The sequence below is a fragment of the Oscillibacter sp. KLE 1745 genome (assembly GCF_000469445.2).
In the GTDB taxonomy this organism is placed as follows: Bacteria; Bacillota; Clostridia; order Oscillospirales; family Oscillospiraceae; genus Oscillibacter; species Oscillibacter welbionis.
In genome coordinates, this window is the sequence record NZ_KI271741.1 from 126,930 (window position 1) to 144,243 (window position 17,314).

17 protein-coding genes, 1 pseudogene and 1 other annotated feature are annotated in these 17,314 nt (G+C 59.7%); of the genes and pseudogenes, 8 read left to right on the plus strand and 10 right to left on the minus strand.

What is annotated here, in order from left to right:
- Positions 1-326 (plus strand): annotated as a pseudogene (locus HMPREF1546_RS18420) (hypothetical protein); the annotation flags it as partial.
- Positions 327-789: 463 nt separating this feature from the next.
- On the opposite strand, the gene rnhA reads toward HMPREF1546_RS18420, so the two are convergent.
- The 10 genes from rnhA to dnaA all read right to left on the minus strand — a co-directional run bounded on the left by rnhA (position 790) and on the right by dnaA (position 11,512).
- A complete protein-coding gene (rnhA, locus tag HMPREF1546_RS12320; protein ID WP_036631207.1) occupies positions 790-1,227 on the minus strand; it encodes a ribonuclease HI in 438 nt (145 codons plus the stop codon).
- 117 nt (positions 1,228-1,344) lie between these two features.
- Positions 1,345-3,831, minus strand: coding sequence for a DNA gyrase subunit A (gene gyrA, locus HMPREF1546_RS12325; RefSeq protein WP_036631208.1), 2,487 nt, complete (start codon positions 3,829-3,831; stop codon positions 1,345-1,347).
- Positions 3,832-3,925: 94 nt separating this feature from the next.
- On the minus strand, positions 3,926-5,875 hold the full coding sequence (gyrB, locus tag HMPREF1546_RS12330; protein WP_021751137.1) for a DNA topoisomerase (ATP-hydrolyzing) subunit B: 1,950 nt from the start codon (positions 5,873-5,875) through the stop codon (positions 3,926-3,928).
- A gap of 223 nt (positions 5,876-6,098) precedes the next feature.
- Complete coding sequence (locus HMPREF1546_RS18910) at positions 6,099-6,254, minus strand: hypothetical protein (RefSeq protein ID WP_156909671.1); 156 nt, start codon at positions 6,252-6,254, stop codon at positions 6,099-6,101.
- Positions 6,255-6,270: 16 nt separating this feature from the next.
- Positions 6,271-6,534, minus strand: a complete 264-nt coding sequence (remB, locus tag HMPREF1546_RS12335) for an extracellular matrix regulator RemB (protein ID WP_021751139.1) — start codon at positions 6,532-6,534, stop codon at positions 6,271-6,273.
- 3 nt (positions 6,535-6,537) lie between these two features.
- A complete protein-coding gene (locus HMPREF1546_RS12340; RefSeq protein WP_051320022.1) occupies positions 6,538-7,398 on the minus strand; it encodes a hypothetical protein in 861 nt (286 codons plus the stop codon).
- A gap of 114 nt (positions 7,399-7,512) precedes the next feature.
- On the minus strand, positions 7,513-8,616 hold the full coding sequence (gene recF, locus HMPREF1546_RS12345) for a DNA replication/repair protein RecF (RefSeq protein WP_021751141.1): 1,104 nt from the start codon (positions 8,614-8,616) through the stop codon (positions 7,513-7,515).
- Positions 8,603-8,821 carry an RNA-binding S4 domain-containing protein gene (locus HMPREF1546_RS12350; protein ID WP_021751142.1) on the minus strand — a complete coding sequence of 73 codons (219 nt, stop codon included), beginning with the start codon at positions 8,819-8,821 and terminating at the stop codon, positions 8,603-8,605. Before HMPREF1546_RS12350 ends, recF begins: the two co-directional genes overlap by 14 nt.
- 4 nt (positions 8,822-8,825) lie before the next feature.
- Positions 8,826-9,938: a DNA polymerase III subunit beta gene (gene dnaN / locus HMPREF1546_RS12355; RefSeq protein ID WP_021751143.1), complete on the minus strand. Its 1,113-nt coding sequence runs from the start codon at positions 9,936-9,938 to the stop codon at positions 8,826-8,828.
- A 257-nt stretch (positions 9,939-10,195) separates the two neighbouring features.
- Positions 10,196-11,512, minus strand: a complete 1,317-nt coding sequence (gene dnaA / locus HMPREF1546_RS12365) for a chromosomal replication initiator protein DnaA (RefSeq protein WP_021751145.1) — start codon at positions 11,510-11,512, stop codon at positions 10,196-10,198.
- Between the two features lie 376 nt (positions 11,513-11,888).
- Between dnaA and rpmH the strand changes: the two genes are divergently transcribed.
- The 7 genes from rpmH to HMPREF1546_RS19260 all read left to right on the plus strand — a co-directional run.
- Positions 11,889-12,029: a 50S ribosomal protein L34 gene (gene rpmH, locus HMPREF1546_RS12370; RefSeq protein ID WP_021751147.1), complete on the plus strand. Its 141-nt coding sequence runs from the start codon at positions 11,889-11,891 to the stop codon at positions 12,027-12,029.
- A gap of 121 nt (positions 12,030-12,150) precedes the next feature.
- Positions 12,151-12,495: a ribonuclease P protein component gene (rnpA, locus tag HMPREF1546_RS12375; protein ID WP_021751148.1), complete on the plus strand. Its 345-nt coding sequence runs from the start codon at positions 12,151-12,153 to the stop codon at positions 12,493-12,495.
- On the plus strand, positions 12,495-12,704 hold the full coding sequence (yidD, locus tag HMPREF1546_RS12380; RefSeq protein ID WP_025543888.1) for a membrane protein insertion efficiency factor YidD: 210 nt from the start codon (positions 12,495-12,497) through the stop codon (positions 12,702-12,704). The genes rnpA and yidD overlap by 1 nt, the downstream gene beginning before the upstream one ends.
- A gap of 151 nt (positions 12,705-12,855) precedes the next feature.
- Entirely contained in the window at positions 12,856-13,986 is a 1,131-nt protein-coding gene (locus HMPREF1546_RS12385; protein WP_021751150.1) for a YidC/Oxa1 family membrane protein insertase, read from the plus strand.
- 15 nt (positions 13,987-14,001) lie between these two features.
- Entirely contained in the window at positions 14,002-14,826 is an 825-nt protein-coding gene (jag, locus tag HMPREF1546_RS12390; protein WP_021751151.1) for an RNA-binding cell elongation regulator Jag/EloR, read from the plus strand.
- A 154-nt stretch (positions 14,827-14,980) separates the two neighbouring features.
- Positions 14,981-15,189, plus strand: a binding site (T-box leader).
- Between the two features lie 56 nt (positions 15,190-15,245).
- Entirely contained in the window at positions 15,246-16,661 is a 1,416-nt protein-coding gene (locus HMPREF1546_RS12395) for a glycine--tRNA ligase (protein WP_021751153.1), read from the plus strand.
- 275 nt (positions 16,662-16,936) lie between these two features.
- Positions 16,937-17,314, plus strand: a 378-nt coding sequence (locus tag HMPREF1546_RS19260) for a hypothetical protein (RefSeq protein WP_036636894.1), incomplete at its 3' end; no start/stop codon positions are given.

Sequence of the window (17,314 nt, forward strand, 5' to 3'; positions counted from 1 at the left end):
CGGGCTCCATCCGGGACGACGGGCCTCTGCCGCCGGTGCTGGCAGACGTCTATGCCGCTCAGGACGCCATGCGGGCAGAGATCCGCTCCGCCACCACGGTGATCTGCATGGCCACTGCCCTCCACACCATCGCCGCCGGAAACATGACCCCCTCCTACCGGGTGCTGGCAGATGGAACCGTGCGGCAGGTGTATTTCTACTGCGTGGATATCTCAGAATTTGCCGTGAACAAACTCAGTGACCGGGGAAGCCTCTCCGCCCGGGGCATCGTCACCAATGTGCAGGACTTCATCGTCCATCTCAGCAAGGAGCTGATCCAGCCGTAAACACACAAAGGACCGCCATGTGGCGGTCCTTTGTGCTGTGTGTGTTTTTAGGAGGGAGAAAACGCATCGGGTTTGGGAGGACCCTTTGCTTGATTATAAAGATATCCGAAAATTTTTTCTAAATTATGTTTTTCTTATGAACAGATTGTGAATGTTTTTTTCTGTTTTCGTAAACAGCGGAAAAATTTAGAAAAACTTGTCTTTTTTTGGAAGATAGGTCTGTTTCTCTCACTTTTTCTCCCCATGAGAAGGAAGCGGGGGCTATCAGGATCTCCGGCCGCCACCAGCTCATCACAGTGGTTGCTGTATGCGCTCTCCGCATGGTCCCTCGCCCGGCAGAGCCGGTGGGGGACCTATTTTTTTGATTTGCCCGGCGAGAGGAAATTCCGACTCCGCCGTGGCTTTGCCGTCGTCGAACCGCTTGTACGGCGCCTGCCCCGTTCTGCGGGGTACAGGAGACATACTACTTGTATTTCTGACTCTCCGCCACCGCCAGCTCATCACAGCGGTTGTTGTACGCATTCTCCGCGTGGCCCTTGACCCAATGGTAACGGATGGAATGAACCTCTGTCAGGGACAGCAGCCTGTCCCAGAGATCCGGATTCAGGGCGGGCTTCTTGTCAGCTTTTTTCCAGCCCCTAGCCTTCCAGCCTTTGGCCCAGCCCTTCTCCAGCCCATCGATCACATATTTGGAATCGGACCAGAGGTCCACGATGCAGGGCTCCTTCAGCAGGGACAGTGCTTGGATCACGGCGGTGAGCTCCATGCGGTTGTTGGTGGTGGCGGCCTCTCCGCCGGAGAGCTCCCGGCTGTGGGGGCCGTACATCAAAATCGCGCCCCAGCCGCCGGGGCCCGGATTGCCGGAGCAGGCGCCGTCGGTGTAGATGGTGACTGTTTTCATCATGAAATCCTTTTGGAAGATGGTTTTGAATGGGGGAGCCGTCTCCTCGGGAACAGCTCCCCCTGTGTTCTGATAAACATTCCGGCAGAAGCGTTTTCGCCCCGGCTCCGGACGGCCTTATTCCTCGGCCTCGGCGCTGCCCTCCTCATGGTCTGTGAGCGCCAGGGAGATCACGTGATCCCCCTCCTCCTTGAACCGCATGACGATGACGCCCTGAGTGGCCCGGCCCGCGGTGCGGATGCTGTCCACCGGGGTGCGGATCAGGATGCCTGCCTGGGTCACCAGCAACAGGTCCTCCGTGCCGTCCACCACCTTGATGCCCACCACGGGGCCGGTCTTGTCCGTCACCATGTAGTTCTTGATGCCGAGGCCGCCCCGGTTGGTGATCCGATAGTCCTCCACCGGCGTCTGCTTGCCGTAGCCGTTTTCCGTGATGGCCAGCACCGCATGATTGGCCTTGGCACGGGCGGCGCCCACCACGTAGTCGCCCTGGCGCAGGCGGATACCCCGCACACCCACGGCGTCCCGGCCCATGGGCCGCACATCGTTCTCGTCAAAGCAGACTGCCATACCGTCATGGGTGGCGATGAGGATCTTCTGGCTGCCGTCAGTCTCCCGGACAGCGATCAGCTGGTCACCCTCCTCCATCCGCAGGGCACGGATGCCGTTGTTCCGCAGATTCTTCAGAGTATTGGCCGGCAGGCGCTTCACCGTGCCGTTCCGGGTAACCATGAAGAGGAAGCGGCCGTCGTCCTCAATGGACCGGGTATGGATCATGGCTTGGATCCGCTCGCCCTGCTCCACCTGAAGGATGTTGACGATGTTGGTCCCCTTGGCAGCCTTGCCGGACTCGGGGATTTGATATCCCTTCTTCCGGTAGACCTTGCCGGTGTCGGTGAAGAAGAGGATATAGTCGTGGGTGGAGGCAGTAAACACATCCACCACGTAGTCCTCCTCCCGGGTGGTGATGCCCTTCTTGCCCATGCCGCCCTTGGACTGGGCGGTGTACTCGCTGGCAGGTGTCCGCTTGATGTAGCCCGCCTGGGTCAGGGTGAAGACACACTGCTCCTCCTCGATCAGGTCCTCGATGTCGATCTCATCCTCCACATCCTGGATCTCCGTGACCCGGTCATCGCCGAATTTGTCGGAGATGGCCTGGAGCTCCTCCTTCAGCACCTTGCGCAGCAGCTCGTCGGAGGAGAGCAGCTGGTTGAAGTAGGCGATCTTTTCCTCCAGCTCCTTGTACTCCGCCTCCAGCTTCTCCCGGTCCAGGCCCTGAAGGGCTTTCAGCCGCATATCCAGAATGGCCTGGGCCTGGATATCGTCCAGACCGAAGCGGGACATCAGGTTCTCCTTGGCGTTGTCGTAGCTGCTGCGGATGATTTTGATAACCTCGTCGATGTTGTCCTGAGCCACCAGCAGACCCTCCAGCAGGTGGGCCCGCTCCTGGGCCTTGCGCAGGTCGTACTTGGTGCGGCGGATAATGACCTCCTCCTGGAAGGCCAGATACTCGTCAATGATGTGGCGCAGGGAGAGGATCTTGGGCTGAGACTGGTTATTCACCAGGGCCAGCATGTTGATGGCAAAGCTGGTCTGCAGCTGGGTCTGGGCGAACAGGCGGTTCAGCACCACCTGGGGGTTGGCGTCCCGCTTCAGCTCGATGACGATGCGCATTCCGTCCCGGTCGGACTCGTCCCGGATGTCGGAGATGCCGTCCAGACGCTTGTCTTCCACCTGGTCGGCCATGCTCTTGATGAGCATACGCTTGTTGACCTGGTAGGGGATCTCGGTGATGACAATGCGCGTGCGGTCCTTGCCGAACTCCTCAAACTCATGCCGGGCCCGGATCACCACCCGGCCCCGGCCGGTGGCATAGGCCTGCCGGATGCCGCTGCGACCCATGATGATGCCCCGGGTGGGGAAGTCCGGCCCCTTGACGTACTGCATCAGATCACTGAGCTGAGCCTCCGGATTGTCCAGCACGCAGATGCAGGCGCCGATCACCTCCCGCAGGTTGTGGGGCGGGATATTGGTGGCCATGCCCACCGCGATGCCGCTGGAGCCGTTCACCAGCAGATTGGGAAACCGGGAGGGCAGGACACGGGGCTCCTTGCGGGTCTCGTCGAAGTTGGGGTCCCAGTCCACAGTGTCCTTTTCAATGTCCCGCAGCATCTCGTCGGAGAGCCGGGACATCCGGGCCTCCGTGTACCGGTAGGCCGCCGGGGGATCGCCATCCACGGACCCGAAGTTGCCGTGGCCGTCCACCAGGGGATAGCGCATGGAGAAATCCTGAGCCAGGCGGACCAGAGCGTCATAGACGCTGGCGTCGCCGTGGGGATGGTACCGGCCCAGCACGTCGCCCACGCAGGTGGCGGACTTTTTGAAGGGTTTGTCCACCGTGAGGCCATCCTCATACATGGCGTAGAGGATCCGGCGATGGACGGGCTTGAGGCCATCCCGCACGTCAGGGAGAGCCCGGCCCACGATGACGCTCATGGCGTACTCAATGTAGGATTTCTCCATCTCGGGGACCAGCGGTGACTCCACGATCTTCTGTTCGGGGTACCGGATCTCCTCAGGATCGTATTGGGGCTTTTTGCTCATGTATCGTATCTCCTTTTTGTAGGGGCCGGCGCCCTCGCCGGCCCGCAAAGGCATATCTGATCGGACGGGCGGCCGAGGGCAGCCGCCCTACGGATCAATAGTCAAGATTGACCGCGTATTGGGCGTTGCGCTCGATAAATTCCTTCCGGGGCTCCACCTTCTCGCCCATCAGGATGGTAAAGGTCTCGTCCGCGGCCACGGCGTCATCCAGCGTGATGCGCCGGAGCGTCCGGGTGGTGGGATCCATGGTGGTCTCCCACAGCTCATGGGGGTTCATCTCACCCAGGCCCTTGAACCGGGAGATGTCGATCTTGGCGTTGGGGTTGTCGCCCCGCATCTCGGCGGCGATCTTCTCCCGCTGGATATCATCAAAGGCCACTCGGGTGGTCTTGCCACGGGTCAGCTTATACAGGGGCGGAACGGCGGAGTAGACATAGCCCTCCTCGATCAGGGGCCGCATGAAGCGGAAGAAGAAGGTCAGCAGCAGAGTACGGATATGGGCGCCGTCCACATCGGCATCGGCCATGATGATGACCTTGTGATACCGGAGCCTGTTCAGATCGAACTCATCCCCGATGCCCGCGCCCAGGGCTGTGATGACGGGCTGGAGCTTGTCGTTGCCGTAGACCTTGTCTGCCCGGGCCTTCTCCACGTTCAGCATCTTGCCCCACAGGGGGAGAATGGCCTGGAACCGGGAATCCCGCCCCTGGGTGGCGGAGCCGCCTGCGGAGTCTCCCTCGACGATATAGAGCTCCGTCAGCTCCGGATTGTTCTCATTGCAGTCCCGCAGCTTATCCGGCATGGCGGCGCCGCCGAGAGCCGTCTTGCGGCGGATGGATTCCCGGGCCTTTTTGGCGGCCTCTCTCGCCCGATTGGCAGTGAGAGCCTTATCCAGGATCATCCGGCCCACCTGGGGGTTCTCCTCCAGGAAGATCTCCAGCTTTTCGGAGACGATGTTATTCACCAGGGTCCGGATCTCACTGTTGCCCAACTTCGACTTGGTCTGGCCCTCAAACTGGGCCTCTGTCAGCTTGACGGAAATGACGCAGGTGAGGCCCTCCCGGCAGTCCTCGCCGGAGACCTTCTCGTCATCCTTCAGCAGCTTGATCTTCCGGCCGTAGGCGTTCAGCACATTGGTGAGAGCCCGCTTGAAGCCCTCCTCGTGCATGCCGCCCTCCGGCGTGTGGACGTTGTTGGCGAAGGAGAGGATCGTCTCGTTGTAGCCGTCGTTATACTGCATGGCCACTTCCGCCACGGAGTCCTCCCGGGCTCCGGACATGTAAATCACGTCGTTGTGAAGCACATCCTTGCTCTTGTTCAGCCAGGTAACAAACTCCCGGATGCCGCCCTCGAAGCACATGTTGTCCTCCTGCTCCCGTCCGGGGCGGGCGTCCACAGTGCGGATGCACAGGCCAGCGTTCAGGAACGCCTCCTCCCGCATCCGGGTGTGGAGGGTATCGTAATTGTACTCCGTATCCTCGAACATCTCCGGGTCCGGCTTAAAGGTGACAGTGGTGCCGGTGTGGTCTGTATCTCCCACAATGGTCATGGGCTGGGTCACATTGCCCCTGGAGAACTTCATCTCATAGATATGTCCGTCCCGGTGGACCTGGACCGTCAGCCATTCGGAAAGGGCGTTCACCACACTGGCGCCCACGCCGTGGAGACCGCCGGAGACCTTGTAGCCCCCACCGCCGAACTTGCCGCCGGCGTGGAGGACGGTGTACACCACCTCCAGGGCGGGCTTGCCGGTCTGGGCCTGGATGTCCACGGGGATGCCACGGCCATTGTCCACCACGGTGATGGTGTCCCCCTCGTTGATTCGCACCAGGATGTCGGTGCAGTAGCCGGCCAGTGCCTCGTCGATGGCGTTGTCCACGATCTCATAGACCAGATGGTGCAGGCCGGAGGTGGACGTGGAGCCGATATACATGCCGGGCCGCTTCCGGACGGCTTCCAGGCCTTCCAGCACCTGAATCTCCGATGCGTCGTACTCGTTGGCCGTGTCCACCGCAGTGGAGTTCAACAGTTCATTTTCTGCCATGCAGGTTCTCCTTTCAGGATATTCATATCCGTTCCAAGGCAAGAAGAGCCGGGCCGGAGCCGCCTCCGGCCCGTTTCTCCTTGCCCTGAACCATGTAAGTTGGAATCAAATGCGTAATTTCTTTAAAATGGGATATATCAGCAGAGCCAGGAGGGCGGCGAACAGCGCCACCCAGGCAAAATACAGCAGCAGAAGGAACACGCTGTACACCAGAAGCAGAGGGCTAGACCAGCCGTCTCCGGCGCCTGCTGTAATTTTGCAGCAGGACCAGCTGCACCGTGAACACTGCCGCCAGAAAGAGCACCAGAGTTCCTGTCTCCAGGGATGTGAACAAGGATAAAAAGTGGGGAAGGTTTACCAGTGTCGTATATGCCGCCATGGGATCCCCCCCTGGCTCATTCCAGGTTTCCGCTCTCCGCCCGCTTCTGGAGGGTGGTGGAATTCAGCTGGCTGAGGTACACGATCTGCCGGTGATAGGGGTGATCGCACACCACGAAGGACTTGGGGATCTCGCCGGACACGTCCAGCACCACGCCCTCTTTCTCCGCGGCCGCCAGATACTCCCGGGTCCGCTTGCCGTAACTGCATTTGTCCAGATCAAAGATGCCGATGACCCGGCGGTCGGGAAGGATTTCGTTTTGGCCGATATGCAGGTACATCGTTCATGCCCCCTCTGGAACCTGGAGTAAATCGTAAAACCACAGGCGCTGCCGGACTATCTTTTGGAACGTTCCTTCATAATTTTCATAAATGACCACGGACAATTTTTCCTCTGGATCTCCGCTGTAAACGGCGACTGTCTTTCGAAAGTCCCCGGTACTCAGCTTTTCTGTAATGATCCTGATGCCCTCTTCCCGGTCGAAAATATCATAGTACAAAGTGCCGATTTCGCCGAACTGCGCGATGGTGCCGACCTCGGAAAACTGATACTGCCCTTCCTCCAGAAATTCTGACAAAATCTTCTGGACATCCGCGTGTTCCGCCGGAACCAAGCCGTTAATTGTGACTTTATCCCCTTCGCCGATGGCTGCCTGAACAGAAGAACTCGCCTCCAGAGCGGAGAGAATCTTCCGGTCCGTATCCGTAATGGCCAGCTCCGGGATCTCGGACAGCGCATTTTCCTCACTGATGACTTCCTCCACCATGGTGTAATTGGCCGCCCGCATCTCGTGCAAGATCAGTACGCCGAAGCCGACAGCCAGCGCCGCGCCGGAGCACAGCGCCATTCCCCGGCATATCCACTTTTTCCAGCGGAGATCCCCTGTGGTCCGCAACTGGGAAAGGCTCCATCCAAAGAGGAGTGCACATCCATAAGCTGCCCAGAACCCCAGCAGGAAGGACAGCGAAAGGGAGGACTGTGCCAGCAGACAGAGAGCCAGTCCCAATGCGCCCGCCAGCACCGGAAGAGACAGCAGCCAGCAGTTTTTCCGGCAGAGCAGCCCCACCAGCAGCTCCCACAGAAATCCAATGAGCGGGACGCCAAAGACAATGAGGGGCAGCGCATGATACCAAATCCAGTCCATTCTGCCTTTCCCTGCTTTCACTCTGTTTTCTGCTGTCAAAAAGAGAAAATCCACTTCCCGCAGACAGCTGATGTACTGCAGGGCTCCTGCGCTCACGCTTGGTCGCGGTGTTCTTCACCCGATGGCGCCCTGTTTCACATGGAACACCTTCCCACCCAGAAGGACCGGCAGCCGATCATCTTCGCAGCAGGTAATGAACACCTGCCCCCCCGCGATGCGGTTGAGAACGAACTCCTGCCGGCGGGGATCCAGCTCACTGAGAACGTCATCCAGCAGCAGCACCGGGTATTCGCCGGTGGCGTTCTGGTAGATTTCCCGCTCCGCCAGCTTCAGCGCCAGAGCCGCGGTGCGGGTCTGACCCTGGGAAGAGTAGGATTTGGCCTCCCGGCCGTCGATGGTGATGACCAGATCGTCCTTGTGGGGGCCGGAGAGGCACATCCGGGAGGCCCGCTCCGCCCCCTGGTGGGATTCCATGTGGGCCCGGAGCTGCTCCGTGAGAACCTCCACCTCCGCCGCCGGGTCCGTGACGGAGGAAACAGTCTGATAGGTGATCTCCAGGCGCTCCCTTCCGCCGGAGCACTCCCGATGGTGGCGGGCGGCATAGCGCTTCAGCGCCTCCGCGAACTGCCGGCGGTAGTGGACCAGCACTGCGCCGAAACGAACCATCCGTTCGTTAAAGTCCGGCAGCAGCTCCAGGAGATCCGGCCGCTCCTCACTGTCCCGCAGAATGCGGGTCTTGTGGTCATAGAGCCGGTGGTACTCCGCCAGAGCGGCCGCGTATCTCGGCCGCAACTGGCAGAGTGCGGTGTCCATGAAGCGCCGCCGGGCGGCGGCCCCCTCCCGGATCAGATACAGGTCGTCCGGGCAGAAGAATACGGTGTGGTATACCTGACTCAGGGCGGCGCTGTTTTTGGCAGGCACCTGATTCACCCACATCTTCCGCCGCCGGTCCCGGTACAGCTCCACCCGGGTGCGGAACTCCCGGTCTCGGGCGGAGATCCCGGCTTCCAGCACAGCGGCGGGCGCATCGAAGGCAATCATCTCCCGGTCCGTCCTGGCCCGGGGGGATTTCCCGCAGGAGAGGTAGACGATAGCCTCCAGCAGATTGGTCTTGCCCTGGGCGTTCTCCCCGAAGATCACATTGCAGTCCGGGTCAAAGGATACCCGCTGGCCGGAGTAGTTGCGGAAATGCTGCAGCTCCAGCTCAAGAATCCGCATAGGCCACCGTATAATGGGCGCCCTGGAAGGCCACATCGTCTCCGGGGCGGATCTTTTTGCCCCGCATGGTGCAGATCTCGCCGTTGACGGTGACCTCGCCGCCCTGGATCCGCTCCTTTGCCTCGCCGCCGGAGGACACCAGATTGGCGAATTTCAGCAGGTCCTGGAGCTTGATGAACTCCGTGTGAATCGTGATCGTCTCCATCTGCTCACTCCGCGCTCTTCAGCCGCACCGGCAGGACCATATAGAGGAAGTTTTCCTCCCCCTCCGTGGGGACGATGATGGCGGGGGAGACGCCGGTATTCAGCTCGATCTTCACCGTGTCCGCCGGCGCGTACCGGAGAGCCTCCATCAGATAGCGGTTGTTGAACCCGATCTCCAGCCCGCCGCCGTCACCGGACAAGCGGCAGATATCCTTGGCCTCGCCGTTTCCGGTCTTGGCGGAGAGCAGCACCTTGTCGTGGTCAAACAGGCACCGGACCGGACTCTTCTGCTTTTCGGAGATCACCACACTGACGCGGTCAATGCTCTCGATCAGGGCCTTGGTGTCCGCGATGACGGAGATGGGATTCTTCCGTGGGATGGCATTCTTATAATCCAGGAACTCTCCCTCCAACCGGCGGCAGATCAACTCCGTGTCTCCTACCTCAAATAGAATATGACTTTTGCCCAGGGTCACGGCAGCCAGATCCTCCACGTCGGAACAGATATTTTTCACCTCGCCCAGGGCGCTGCCCGGCGCCACAAAGGAAAAGGCGCCGCCGTCGATCTTTTCCAGCGGCTCCCGCCGGATGGCCAGACGGAATCCGTCCACCGCCACCATAGTCAGGCCCTGGTCCGTGATCTCGAACAGGGCACCGGTATGGATGGGGCGGCTCTCATTGGTGGAGACAGCGAAGGCCGTCTCCTCGATCATGGCACGCAGCAGCTTCTGTTGGATGGAGACGGAAAAATCATCCTCCACCATGGGCAGCTCCGGGTAATCCGCCGCGGAGAGGCCCAGGATATCAAAGTCCGCATCGCCGCAGGAGAGATGAACCAGCTGTTTGTCATCTGCGGTGAAAACCACCACATCGTCGGGCATCCGGCGGATGATGTCGCCGAAGAGGCGGGCGTTTAAAACAATCTCGCCGGGTTCCGTTACATCGGTGGAGACCTTCGTACGGATGCCGGTCTGCAGGTTGTAGCCGGAAATGGTCAGCTGGCTGTCCGCGTGGAGCAGCAGCCCTTCCAGCGCGGGAATGGAGCTCTTCTGGGCCACGGCGCGGCTGGTGACGGCGATGGCGCTTTGCAGAAGGGCTTTTTCACAGGAGAATTTCATGCATGCACTTCCTCTCTAGTCGGGGTTTGAAGATATGGGTCGGAATCGCTCTTTTGAAAAAGAAAGAAATGTATTTTTTAGAAAAAGCAGCCGTAGGGAAAAAAGCTGTGGAAAAGGCGGGGAAAGGCTTGCGCTGTCGGATTTTGAGGCTCCACAGGGGATGTGGAAGGATCCGGGGATTTTTCCACGGACTTTTTTGAAAGACCATTTTCCACAGGGAAGTTTTTCTTTTCCACGGAAGATGTGGAGAAATCTGGTCACCGCTTGGAGTTGATATTCGTCTTGATCTCCTTCACCATTTCGGCAAACGCAGCGTCCTTCTTCATCTTCTTTTCGATTTGCTGGATGGAGTAGAGGACGGTGGAGTGGTCCCGGTTGTCAAAGACCTTGCCGATCTCATCCAGACTGAGGTTCGTCATGGAGCGGATCAGGTACATGGCAATCTGCCGGGCGGAGACCGCGTCCCGCACCCGCTGCTGGCCCCGGATCACGGACTCGTCCAGACTGTAATATTTGGAGATATACTCAAGGATGGCCTCCGGCGTGGGGACATACTCGTTGCTGCGGCGCAGCATGTCCTGGATGGCCCGGGTGACGGTTTCTTCGTCGGTGTCGTTGCCCAGCAGATCCTTGTAGGCCAGGATCTTGTTGATGGTGCCCTCCAGCTGGCGGACGTTGGCGGTGACGTTTTCGGCGATGTAGGCGGAGATTTTGTCCGGCAGCTCCATGCCCAGCAGGGCGGCCTTGTTCTTCACGATGGCAAGGCGCGTCTCAAAATCCGGCGGCGCTACGTCCACCAGCAGGCCCCACTCGAACCGGGTGCGGAGGCGGTCCTCCAGCTGGGTCATCTCAGAGGGGGGGCGGTCAGAGGTCAGGACGATCTGCCGGCCGGACTCGTACAGGGTGTTGAAGGTATGGAAGAACTCCTCCTGCGTCTGCTTTTTGCCGGCGATGAACTGCACGTCGTCCACCAGCAGCAGGTCCGCCTGACGGTACTTCTCCCGCATCTCCGCGGTCTTGCCCTCCCGGATAGCATCCACCAGCTCGTTGGTCAGGTCGTCGCCCTTGACGTAAGCGATCTTGGACCGGGGATCGTTCCGGCGGATGACGTTGGCGATGGCATAGATCAGATGGGTCTTGCCCAGGCCGGAGTCCCCGTAGATCAGCAGGGGGTTGTAGTTCTGAGCAGGATGCTCCGCCACGGAGACGGAGGCGGCATAAGCCAGCTTGTTGGAAGGGCCCACCACGAAGGTCTCGAATGTGAACTCCGCGGAAGTGAACCGCTCACTCTGGCGGTGCGGGCGGTTATCCTTGAGCTCTGCGTAATCCAGGTCGTCCAGAATCTTCACTTCAAAATCCGTGGAGAAAATGTCGTGAAGGGAGGCCTTGATGTTTTTCATGAACAGGGACTCGATATAGCCTTTTTTAAAGTCGTTGGAACAGTGGAGGATAAACGTATTGCCCTGGATGTCCACAGCCTCCAATTCGTCGAACCAGGTGGCGATGGTGGTCTCCGAGAGCTCGCCCTTCAGCTGGGATAGTACATTGTCCCACACGTCGGCGACGGAATTCAAAAGGAAACACCTCTCTCTAGTAAAAAATAGACATGGCAGTACGCTTTATTATACCAAAGACAGCCGGAAATTACAACACTTATTCTAATAATAAGAACCAAGGAGATCCGCCTGCACAGGCAACAAGATATAGCGGCTTTGGACATCATGGGACACCAGATTTTGAAATTTTCGAGAATCGCAACTGAAAAAAGAAAAAAATACGGAAATTTCGCAAAACTTTTAAGTTTTAGTTGACATATTTTCAAACAGTCTGTATAATATCGGTTGCGCCGCGATCATGCGGTCTTGATCTGTTTACTGCGCCGCCCTTTAGGCGGTGTCGAGTAAGTGCCGCCCTCAAAAGGGCCGCAATTCTGACAGGAGGTGTCTCAACATGGCAACGAAACGTACCTATCAGCCCAAGAAGCTGCACGGCCAGAAGGTCCACGGTTTCCGCAAGAGAATGGCAACCGCCAACGGCCGCAAGGTCCTGGCCCGTCGCCGCGCCAAGGGCCGCGCCCGTCTGTCCTACTGAGAAACGGACCGTGCGGGAGACACTTGAACAACGTCTTCAGGGACGGCGGGAATTCTGTGATTCCTCCGTCCCTCGTTGAGTTTGTGTCAGATGTGTCAAATGGGAGAAGGCAGGTGGCAGCATGAAGCGGGCAGTGACCCTGAAAGAGAATTATGAGTTCCGCCGGCTGTACCAGAAGGGCGCCTCCGCCGTGGGCGGAGGGATGGTGCTTTACTGCCGGAAAAACCGGCTGGGGCACAACCGCCTGGGCGTGACGGTATCCGTCAAGCTGGGTCATGCGGTGGTCCGCAACCGGGCCCGCCGCCGCCTGCGGGAGGTCTACCGGCTCAATTCCGGACGGCTCCGCCAGGGGTACGATATGATTCTAGTAGCCAGGGGACGGACCCTGACTGCCTCCTGGAAGGAGCTGAACGATACCTTCCTGCGTCTTTGCAGGAAGCTGGAGCTGCTGGAGGACCGGTCATGATGAAAAAGGTCCTGCTGGCCCTGGTGAAATTTTACCGGGTGGCCATCTCCCCGTACCGGCCGCCTTGCTGCCGGTATATTCCCACCTGTTCCCAATATGCGCTGGAGGCGATTGAGAAGTACGGCGCCCTCAAGGGCGGCTGGCTGGCGTTCCGGCGTATCCTGCGCTGCAATCCGTTTCACAAGGGAGGATATGATCCGGTCCCATGAGAGGAGGGGACAAGCCCCTCTGCCGGACCCTGTGCTGCTGTCCGGCCGTCTGTCAGCCGGCACTGCGGAATGCGGACAGGCCGAAAGCGGAAATGCTCCGCTCTGCGGGCGCTGAAAGCCCGGGTCCCATTACAATTTGGAGGAAGCATCTATGTTTTCAACCATCGGATACGCAATTTGTATCCCGTTTGCGGCCCTGCTGCGGCTGTTTTACAACCTGACAGGGTCCTACGGCGTGTCCCTGATCCTGTTCACGCTGGTCATCAAGCTGATCCTGCTGCCCTTCCAGATGAAGTCCAAGAAGAGCATGGTGCGGATGAGCCGCATGTCCGGCAAGATGCAGGAGATCCAGAAGAAATACGCCAACAACCAGCTGAAGATGCAGGAGGAGATGCAGAAGTTCTACCAGGAAGAGGGCTTCAATCCCATGAGCGGCTGCCTGTGGAGCTTTCTGCCCCTGCCCATTCTGATGGCCCTGTACTATATCATCCGGGAGCCCATTGTCTACTTCATGAACTTCGGCGGCAAGGACGCCGGTCTGGCGGTAGTGAATGCGGCCAGAAGTCTGATTGAAGGCGCCGGTATTGAGATCGTGGCCAGCCCTGGCTATGAGCAGATCGCCATTTCCAACATCATTAACAGCCAGTTCCCCGACTTCATTGCAGAGCATCCCGGCTGGGTGAACATCGACTACCACTTCCTGGGGATTGACCTGATCCAGACGCCCTGGAGCGCTGTCAGCAGCCTCTCCACGGGCATCACGCTGGCCGCGGTGGGACTGATTCTGATTCCCATCATTTCCGGTGTGTTCAGCTTCCTGCTGAGCAAGGTCAGCATGAGCCAGTCCGCCCAGACTGCGGCTGCCAACGGCTCCACCAAGATGATGATGTGGATGATGCCTCTGATGTCTATCTACATCGCCTTCATCGTGCCCGCCGCCCTGGGCGTGTATTGGGCTGCCCAGAGCGCGTTCTCCATTATCCAGGAGATGGTCCTGGGCAAGTTCTACACCAAGAAGCTGCAGGAAGAGGAGGACGCCCGGCAGGAGATGATCCAGGCGGACCGCCAGAAGCGGATGGAGGAGGCCAAGCTGCTTCAGGAGCAGCAGCGTCAGCAGGCCGCACAGAAGAAGAGCCTGAAGGAAAAGCGGCAGGCGGCGCAGGAGGCCAAGGCCCTGAAGGCCAAAAAGGCGGCCACCAGCACCACGGAAGCGGGCCGTGTGGGAGACCGGCCCTATGCCCGCGGCCGGTCCTACAAGGAGGACCGCTATGATGATCAGTAAGGAGCTTGTTACGCCATGAGACAGTTTATTGATGTAACGGGCAAGACCGAGGATGAGGCCATCCAGAATGCCCTGCGGCAGCTTGGCCTGGACCGGGACGATGTGTCCGTTGAGATTTTGGAGCGAGCAAAGTCCGGTTTTCTGGGTCTGGGCAGCTGCCCGGCCAAGGTCCGGGTGAGCTACGGCCCGGAGGAGGAAGAGGAGATTCTCGCCCCCGCGCCTGCCCCCAAGGAGAAGCCGCAGGAAGAGCGGCCTAAGCCCCCCAAAGCGGAAAAGCCGCCCAGACAGGAGCGCAAGCCGGCGGAGGCGCCGGCGCCCGCCCCGGAGGAGAAGACCCGGCAGTCCGCTCCCGTGCAGACACTGGGCGAAGAAGTGGATGACGAGAAGGCCCAGGCCATCCGTAAGTTCCTCTCCGGCCTGCTGGAGCAGATGGAGAGTGCTGCGGAGATCCACATCTATCTGCTGGAGAAGGGCCGCTACAAGGTGATCCTGGAGGGCAAGAATCTGGGCGCACTGATCGGCCGCCGGGGCGAGACTCTGGACGCCATCCAGCAGCTGACCAGCTATGCGGTGAACCGCAGCGGCAGCGGCCGGGTGCGGGTGCAGCTGGACGCGGAGAATTACCGGGAAAAGCGGGAGCAGAGTCTTCAGCATCTGGCCCGGAAGGTGGCCGCCAAGGTCACCAAGTACCGCCGCAGCGTGACACTGGAACCTATGAATGCCTATGAGCGGCATGTGATCCATACGGCGCTGCAGGATGTGCCCAATGTGACGACCTACTCCACCGGAACGGAGCCCAACCGCCGGGTGATCGTGGCCTACGATCGGGAGAAAAAGTAAATTGGGAAAGGCCGCCCTATAGGGCGGCCTTTTTCTGCGCTTCGGATAAGGGATCAGACCAGGGTCCGGGTGAGAGAGTGCCCTGCCTGGTGCGGCTTCTGTGGGACTCGGCCTTGACATTCTGATGAAAACGTGATACAGTTCTCACGATATCCAAAAGGCAGTGACAGGGAGAAGTATCCCCCATACCCCGGCAAAGAGAGAGGGCGGCTGGTGTGAGCCCTTGCGGGGAGGCGGAAGAACAGGCACCCTGGAGCCGCGGGGCGGAAATGCCCTGCCGGTCCCCGCCGTTACCGGGTGAAGAGTGCGCGTCAGCCAGGCGCGAATTCAGGTGGAACCACGGACTGATTGTTCGCCCTGAGCCGAAAACCGGCTCGGGGCGTTTTTTCTGTCCGGGCCGCCGTAAAGGAGAATGGAACATGAAAAACACCGAGAAGACCATGGAGAAGATCGTGGCCCTGTGTAAGAACCGGGGATTCGTATTCCCCGGCAGTGAGATCTATGGCGGCCTTGCCAACAGCTGGGACTACGGTCCCCTGGGCGTGGAGATGAAGAACAATGTCAAGCGGGCCTGGTGGAAGAAATTCGTCCAGGAGAATCCCTACAACGTGGGACTGGACTCTGCCATTTTGATGAATCCCCAGGTGTGGGTGGCCAGCGGCCACGTATCCACCTTCAACGATCCTCTGATTGACTGCAAGGCCTGCAAGATGCGCCATCGGGCGGACAAGCTGGTGGAGAGCTATGTGCAGGAGCACGGCATGGACGTGAACGTGGAGGCCATGACCCAGGAGGAGCTGGTGGCATTCATCCGGGACAACCAAGTGCCCTGCCCCGGTTGCGGCAAGAGCGACTTCACCGACATCCGCAAATTCAACCTGATGTTCAAGACCCACCAGGGCGTCACGGAGGACACCGCCAACGAGGTGTACCTGCGGCCGGAGACCGCCCAGGGCATTTTTGTCAACTTCCCCGCCATCCAGCGGACCACCCGCCGGAAGCTGCCCTTCGGCGTGTGCCAGATCGGCAAGTCCTTCCGCAACGAGATCACCCCGGGCAATTTCATTTTCCGCATCCGGGAGTTCGAGCAGATGGAGCTGGAGTTCTTCTGCAAGCCGGACACGGATCTGGAGTGGTTCCAGTATTGGCGGACGTACTGCCACGACTGGCTGAAGGGCCTGAACATCAAGGAGGAGAATCTGCGGCTGCGGGATCACGAGCCCGAGGAGCTGAGTTTCTACTCCAAGGCCACTACGGACTTTGAGTATCTGTTCCCCTTCGGCTGGGGGGAACTGTGGGGTGTGGCGGACCGGACCAACTACGACCTGACCCAGCATCAGGAGCACTCCGGCCAGGATCTGACCTATTTCGATCAGGAGAAGAACGAGCACTATATCCCCTATGTGGTGGAGCCCTCCCTGGGCGCGGACCGGATGACCCTGGCCCTGCTGGTGGAAGCCTACGATGAAGAGGTGGTGGATGCAGAAAAGAACGACGTCCGCACCGTCATGCGGTTCCATCCGGCCATCGCGCCTTTTAAGTGCGCGGTGCTGCCCCTTTCTAAGAAGCTCTCCGAAAAGGCCCGTGAGATCCAGGCGGAGCTCAGCAAGGACTGGATGGTGGATTTTGACGACACCGGTTCCATCGGCAAGCGGTACCGCCGGGAGGACGAGATCGGCACGCCCTACTGCATCACGGTGGATTTCGACACCGTGGGCGACGCGGATAAGGCTGGCGACAACTGCGTTACCGTCCGGGACCGGGACACCATGGAGCAGGTGCGGCTGCCTATCGACCAGCTGAAGAGCTATCTGGCGGAGAAACTGGCATATTGATGCCTGTGTCGATCCTGCTCCAGAACGCCGCGGCGCGGCGTCCGAGCATTTTGCCGGAGGCAAAATCTCGCCGGAGGGCGGATTCATTCCGCCCGAGGAATGAGATGGGACAGGGGTCTCGCAAAAGCAGTGCTTTTGCGGGAGGGCAGGTGCGGCTGCCCGTCGACCAGCTGAAGAGCTATCTGGCGGAGAAACTGGCATACTGATCGGAGATTATCGGGGCCGCGGGAAATCCCCGCGGCCCTTTTTATAACCTGGGAAATGAGGTAGAAGTGTTGAAGAGACAGAAGCGGCCCCGGGCGTTGGGGCCGGTGTGGCTGCGCTGGGTCATGTTTCTGGGCGGCAGCCTTTGCATGGGGCTGGCTGTGGCGGTGGCCGTCCAGTGGGTGGTTACCGGTTCCCTCTCCATCGTGTGGGAGTGGTTCGTGAAATGGCCCACCTATCTGCTGCTGACCGGCGTCCTTTACGGCGCTGTGGTGTTCACCCTGGGGGCGCTGCTGGGTAGATTGTGGCTTTCCGCTATACTGGTGGGGGTTGCCGGACTGGTGCTGTCCCTGGTGGACTATTTCAAGACAGCTATCAACGGCACGCCACTGGTGCTGGCGGACTTCGGCCTGGCGGCACAGGTGGGAGAGGTGGCCGGTGTGGCGGGG

Coding starts and splice junctions, on each gene's coding strand:
- HMPREF1546_RS12385 (WP_021751150.1), top strand. CDS start 12,856: ATGTTTTCAACCATCGGATACGCAATTTGTATCCCGTTTGCGGCCCTG.
- HMPREF1546_RS18910 (WP_156909671.1), bottom strand. CDS start 6,254: ATGGCGGCATATACGACACTGGTAAACCTTCCCCACTTTTTATCCTTG.
- remB (WP_021751139.1), bottom strand. CDS start 6,534: ATGTACCTGCATATCGGCCAAAACGAAATCCTTCCCGACCGCCGGGTC.
- gyrA (WP_036631208.1), bottom strand. CDS start 3,831: ATGAGCAAAAAGCCCCAATACGATCCTGAGGAGATCCGGTACCCCGAA.
- rnpA (WP_021751148.1), top strand. CDS start 12,151: ATGAAGCGGGCAGTGACCCTGAAAGAGAATTATGAGTTCCGCCGGCTG.
- HMPREF1546_RS12340 (WP_051320022.1), bottom strand. CDS start 7,398: ATGGACTGGATTTGGTATCATGCGCTGCCCCTCATTGTCTTTGGCGTC.
- jag (WP_021751151.1), top strand. CDS start 14,002: ATGAGACAGTTTATTGATGTAACGGGCAAGACCGAGGATGAGGCCATC.
- gyrB (WP_021751137.1), bottom strand. CDS start 5,875: ATGGCAGAAAATGAACTGTTGAACTCCACTGCGGTGGACACGGCCAAC.
- HMPREF1546_RS12350 (WP_021751142.1), bottom strand. CDS start 8,821: ATGGAGACGATCACGATTCACACGGAGTTCATCAAGCTCCAGGACCTG.
- rpmH (WP_021751147.1), top strand. CDS start 11,889: ATGGCAACGAAACGTACCTATCAGCCCAAGAAGCTGCACGGCCAGAAG.
- HMPREF1546_RS12395 (WP_021751153.1), top strand. CDS start 15,246: ATGAAAAACACCGAGAAGACCATGGAGAAGATCGTGGCCCTGTGTAAG.
- recF (WP_021751141.1), bottom strand. CDS start 8,616: ATGCGGATTCTTGAGCTGGAGCTGCAGCATTTCCGCAACTACTCCGGC.
- yidD (WP_025543888.1), top strand. CDS start 12,495: ATGAAAAAGGTCCTGCTGGCCCTGGTGAAATTTTACCGGGTGGCCATC.
- rnhA (WP_036631207.1), bottom strand. CDS start 1,227: ATGAAAACAGTCACCATCTACACCGACGGCGCCTGCTCCGGCAATCCG.
- dnaN (WP_021751143.1), bottom strand. CDS start 9,938: ATGAAATTCTCCTGTGAAAAAGCCCTTCTGCAAAGCGCCATCGCCGTC.